This is a genomic window from Caulobacter sp. P1_B12_2, from assembly GCF_056406675.1.
Window position 1 is genome coordinate 1 of record NZ_JBFTZS010000430.1, and the last position, 3,963, is coordinate 3,963.

The 3,963-nt window shown below is 71.7% G+C and carries 5 protein-coding genes; 1 reads left to right on the forward strand and 4 read right to left on the reverse strand.

Annotated features, from left to right (window positions below):
• The 3 genes from AC1DZ6_RS20800 to AC1DZ6_RS20810 all read right to left on the reverse strand — a co-directional run.
• A partial coding sequence (locus tag AC1DZ6_RS20800) for an ATP-binding cassette domain-containing protein (protein ID WP_477099036.1) occupies positions 1 to 355 on the reverse strand: 355 nt, incomplete at its 3' end.
• Positions 352 to 1,338: an HlyD family secretion protein gene (locus AC1DZ6_RS20805; RefSeq protein WP_477099037.1), complete on the reverse strand. Its 987-nt coding sequence runs from the start codon at positions 1,336 to 1,338 to the stop codon at positions 352 to 354. The genes AC1DZ6_RS20805 and AC1DZ6_RS20800, both read right to left, overlap by 4 nt.
• Positions 1,335 to 1,979, reverse strand: a complete 645-nt coding sequence (locus AC1DZ6_RS20810) for a TetR/AcrR family transcriptional regulator (protein WP_477099038.1) — start codon at positions 1,977 to 1,979, stop codon at positions 1,335 to 1,337. The genes AC1DZ6_RS20805 and AC1DZ6_RS20810 overlap by 4 nt, the downstream gene beginning before the upstream one ends.
• 110 nt (positions 1,980 to 2,089) lie before the next feature.
• Between AC1DZ6_RS20810 and AC1DZ6_RS20815 the strand changes: the two genes are divergently transcribed.
• Entirely contained in the window at positions 2,090 to 3,490 is a 1,401-nt protein-coding gene (locus tag AC1DZ6_RS20815) for a tetratricopeptide repeat protein (RefSeq protein ID WP_477099039.1), read from the forward strand.
• Here AC1DZ6_RS20815 and AC1DZ6_RS20820 read toward each other — a convergent pair.
• Positions 3,487 to 3,963, reverse strand: a 477-nt coding sequence (locus AC1DZ6_RS20820) for an NAD-binding protein (RefSeq protein ID WP_477099040.1), incomplete at its 5' end; no start/stop codon positions are given. The genes AC1DZ6_RS20815 and AC1DZ6_RS20820 overlap by 4 nt on opposite strands.

Sequence of the window (3,963 nt, forward strand, 5' to 3'; positions counted from 1 at the left end):
GGCCATAGATGCGGGCGGTGAAGTCCAGGTTCTCGCGGATCGACAGGTCCTCGTAGAGCGAGAACTTCTGGGTCATGTAGCCGGTCTGGCGCTTGATCTCCTCGGCGTGGCGCCGGAAGTCCAGGCCCAGCACCGTGYCCTCGCCGGCGTCGGGGGTCAGCAGGCCGCAAAGCATCCGCAGGGTGGTGGTCTTGCCCGACCCGTTGGGGCCCAGGAACCCGGTGATCTTGCCCGCGCCAACCTGGATGGTCAGGTCCTGGACCACGTGCTTGTCGCCGTACGACTTGTCGAGACCGCGCACGTCGACGGCAAGAGCGCCCGCCGGCGCTTCCTTGGCGACGGCGGCGGCGCTCACCTGCCCGCGCCCTTCAGTGGAACCACGTCGACCGGAAGGCCGGGCGGCAGGTCGGCCGGATGGTCCGGCAGGGCCTCGACCAGGAACACCAGCCGGTCGCGGGCGTCGCGGCTGTAGATCACCGGCGGCGTGAACTCGGCCCGGGGGCTGACGAAATTGATCCGTGCGCCCAGCCCCGGCTTGCAGCCGTCGCAGGCGAAGGCGATCCGCGTCCCCGGCCTGTAGAGCGCGACCTCGGCCTGGGGCACGTAGAAGCRCAGGCGCACCCGGTCGTCGGCCAGCAGGGCCACGACCGGCTGGTTGGCCGCCACCCACTCGCCGGGCTGGTAGAAGACGTCCTGCACCCGGGCCGCCGTCGGGGCCTTGGGGCTGATCTGGTCCAGGCGATCCTGGGCGGCCGCCAGCTGGTCGCGGGCGGCGGCGGCTTGGCTCTCGGCGGCGCGGACAGCATCCGGTCGCGCGCCCAGCGTGCCGACCCGGCGCTGCTGCTCAACGGTGCGGACATTGGCCTGGGCGGTCTTCAAGGCGGCCTTGGCCTGGTCCAGCCGGGCGGGGGCGTAGATGCCCTTGGCGGCCAGCGGCGCGATGCGGTTGTAGTCGGCCTGGGCCTCGGCCATCTGCGCCTGGGCGGCGGCGCGCTGGGCGTCATAGACCGCCAGCTCGTCCGGCCGCTGACCCTTGGCGGCGTCCTGCGCCTGGGCCTGGACGGCGGCGGCTTGCGAGGCGGCCTGGTCGCGGGCGGCCACCAGCTGGGCGGCGTCCAGGGCGAACAGCGGCTGGCCGGCGGCGACGCGCTGGCCGCGCTGCACCGACACCGTGCTGACCGGCCCGGCCATCGAGGCCCCGATATAAAGCGTCTCGCCCTCGACATAGCCCGACAGGCGTCGGGGATGGGCCGATCCCGGCCCCCAGATCCGCCAAGCGACGAACCCGACCAGAAGGACCGTCGCGACGGCCAGGACGATGCGAACTTGCGGCTTCATGCGCGCCCCTCCCCCGTGTCGACCAGCATGCCTCTCAAGACGACCTCGGCGTGCTGGGCCAGCAGGGCCTTCAGGTCGATCGGCTTGACCCCGATCGGCACGAACACCTCGCGCCACAGCACGCCCAGCAGCAGCGGTCCCGCCAGGCTGAACACATAGAGCTGAGGATCTCCGGGCCGCACCTCGCCGCGCGCCTGGGCGGCTGTCACCGCCGCGCTCATCGCGCCCAGCATCACCGAGACCACGTCCTCGTGCCAGACTTTGGCCAGCTCCGGAAAGTTGCGCGACTCGCCGATCACCATCTTGGCCACCGCCCCCAGCTGGCTTTCCGTCATCATCTCGGCGATGCGGGCGAAGACCAGGCGGATCAGGTCGCCGAACGGCAGCGGGCTTTGGCTCACGAAGCCGGCGACGACCTCGAGGTTCGGCGCGATCGTCTCGCGCACCACCGCCCGGAACAGATCCTGCTTGGTCTCGAAATAGAGATAGAGCGCACCCTTGGACACGCCCGCCCGGGCGGCGATGTCGTCCAGCCGCGCGGCCGCGAAGCCCTTCTCGGAAAACACCACCAGCGCCGCGGCGATGATCTCGCCGGGCCGGGCCTCGCTACGTCGTCGCCACTTGGGTTGGCCGGGCTGCATGACGGGTCTCGATATATAACTGACGGGTCAGTTATATATCGCGATATCGCCGCTTGTCAAAGTGACGACAGCCGCTCGACCTGAAGTGGCGCCTCGTCTAGCTTGGCCACATGCGCACATGGCTGCCGCCCGTCGCCGCGATCGTCTTGGTCACCCTTGCCCCGGCCGGCCCCGCGCGGGCTCGGGACGACGGCGACGCCGCGCGCTGCGCCGGCTACGCCGCACGGCTGGACAGGCCGCTGGGCGACCTGACCGGAGTACGGGCCTACCGCGACTGGGCGTTTTTGCTGGGCGGCTTCAATCCGATCCCGTTCAGCCCCGCCGCCGTCTCGGGCGAAGTGGCCAGCCGGTGCGGCGACGAGGCCGCCAGACCCAACACCCTGAACTTCCTTCAACACGTCCTGGCCGCAACCGGAGACCTCGACGCCGCCGAGGCGATCGTGCGCGACCAGCAGGCACGCTCGCCGTCCAATGCATCGCTCGAAGCGCTCGCGCGCCTGCGGCTGCGGCGGGGCGACGAAGCCGGCGCCTTGGCCCTGGTGCGGCCGGTCGCATCCGTCGAGCTCTCCGACGAGCGGATCCTCGCCGACCTCTACGACGGCCTCGGCCGTGAGCTTGTAGGCGACGTCGACCAGCGCGCGGCCCTCCACCTGATGCGCAAGGGCGAGGCGCATTGGCGCGCGCTGACCGACGCCGATCCGAGCCGCCGGATCCAGGCGGGCCTTGTCCGCGCGATCAGCTTGCAGGGCGCGCCGCTGGAACGCCTGGGCGAGAGCCATGCCGCCGCCGAGGCCTACGGCCGCGCCGCTGCCCTGCTCGAAGTCCAGCGCGCGCGCCCGCTGGACCGTTTCGACGCGCAGTCGCTGAGCGCGGGGCTGATGACCCTCTATGCCTCGCAAGTGCGCGCTCGCGCGGCCGCAGGCGAGCGGGCGGCGGCGGTGGAGGCCGCGAGTAAGGCCTCCGCCCTGATCGAAGGCGAGTTGTTCGCTCCGCCGGGCAGCGGCCTGGACGGTCAGATCGCGACCGGCCGCTGGGCCGGCGACCCGACAGCGGGCGCCACGGCCGAGGCCTTCCGCCAGATCGGCGCCGACCTGGTCAAGGTCGGCGCACCGGACGCGGCCTTGCCGTTCCTGAGATTCATCGCCGACTTTGGGGCGCAGGCCGCCCGGTCTCAGGGTCATCCCTATGAAGGCCGCGAATTGATCAGGATCGCCGAGGCCCAGCGCTTGGCGGGCCAGCCCGACCAAGCGCTGCAGACCATCGAAGCCGCCGTCCCCCTGTTGCGCGTCGCCTCGCCCGACACGATGATCGAGGTCACGCGCCGCTTCACTGCCGACGGCCTCTTTGAGCGGGGCCTCGATCTCGATGCTCTCGGACGACGCGCCGAGGCCTGCGCGGCGTTCCGCGACGCCCGCGCGACCTACAGCGACAAGCCGACCCATTATCCGGTGACCGACCCGCTGCTGACGCGGCTCGATGAGGCCGTGGCGCGCCGGGCCTGCGCCGCCTAGACCCTTCCCGCGTCCCGCAGCCGCTTGCGCTTCCCGCCCAGTGCGTCCGGCCGGTTCAGCACCTTGCGGTACTCGTCGCGGCGTTCGTGGATCGAGGCGATGACCAGGCCCATCGGCACGCCGATGTCGACCAGYACGGCTTCCGACAGCTGCAGCGAGGCCTCGATGGTCTCGGGGACGGCGTCCGTGGCGCCCAGTTCGTAGAGGCGGGCGGCGTGGCGGGCGTCGCGGGCCCGGGCGACGATGGTCAGGTCGGGGCGATGGCCGCGGGCGGTGGCCACCACCGCCTCGGCGGCTTCGGGCGAGTCCATGGTCACCACCACGGCCCTGGCGTGGTCCAGGCCGCAACGCTCGAGCAACTCGACCCGCGAGGCGTCGCCGAAATAGACACGGTGGCCGGCGCGGCGGCCCTGCTGGACGAAGCTGGGGTCGCGGTCGATGGCGATCCAGGGCAGGTCGTGGCGGTCCAGCAT